The sequence below is a fragment of the Oleiphilus sp. HI0067 genome, from assembly GCF_001635735.1.
On record NZ_LWFI01000373.1, the window covers coordinates 1 to 892 of the forward strand.

An 892-nucleotide genomic window follows, 5' to 3' on the forward strand; every position below is an offset into this window, starting at 1 on the left:
TTGTTGGCTATCCGCCATAACAATAATTTCTTGCGCGCAATTATAGGTACTGATTGCCGACAAATACACTCTAGATACGAAAGGTGTACAATGCGCGATGATTTTCAAGACAATGATAGAGATATACTGCCGGAGACAAACGTGGCAACTGCAATGGCAAAGCACATACTAGTGAAGACAAGAGAAGAAGCGGAGCAGTTAAAAAAGCAGCTGATTCTTGGTAAATCTTTTGAGGCACTCGCCAAGAAACATTCAACTTGCCCATCCAAAAAAAAAGGTGGCGATCTAGGAGAAATCCGCAAAGGTCAGCTTGTTAAGCCCATTGAGAAAGTAATTTTCACGCAGCCTCTCAAGAAAATTCACGGCCCTGTTAAAAGCCAATTCGGTTTTCATTTGATACAAGTATATTACAGAGATTAAGTTCTTAGTTGTGGTTAAAAATGGGGTCAGAGTAAAAGTACTCTGACCCCAATTTTCGTTAATGAAGTCCTAGGCTACTGCCAACCTTCAACACCCTACATATCGGGCAATTTATGCGCGATGCCTTTGTGGCAATCGATACATGTTTTTTCTCGCGTAATCAGGAACTTAGAATGCATTGCCTGAGCTCGCGGACTCTGGCGATTGAAGTCCATCGATTCGGCACTATGGCAGTTTCGACACTCTAAAGAATTGTTCGACTTCAAGCGATGCCACTCATGCTGAGCAAGTTCCAAACGTTTTTCTAAGAATTTTTCGCGGGTATTCATCGTTCCAAAAACCTTACCCCACACTTCTTTCGATGCCTGCATTTTACGCACAATCTTGTCCGTCCAATTGTGCGGTACGTGGCAGTCTGGGCAAGTTGCACGAACACCCGAACGGTTGTTGTAGTGAATTGTTCCTTTCAGTT

General features: G+C 43.2%; 2 protein-coding genes. One reads left to right on the forward strand and one right to left on the reverse strand.

The genetic code is table 11. From position 1 onward, the window contains the following. Positions 1–90 precede the first annotated feature (90 nt). Positions 91–420, forward strand: a complete 330-nt coding sequence (locus A3739_RS04430; protein WP_068477174.1) for a peptidylprolyl isomerase — start codon at positions 91–93, stop codon at positions 418–420. 95 nt (positions 421–515) lie between these two features. Here the strand turns inward: A3739_RS04430 and A3739_RS04435 are convergent. After that, positions 516–892, reverse strand: a 377-nt coding sequence (locus A3739_RS04435) for a NapC/NirT family cytochrome c (RefSeq protein WP_197472045.1), incomplete at its 5' end; no start/stop codon positions are given.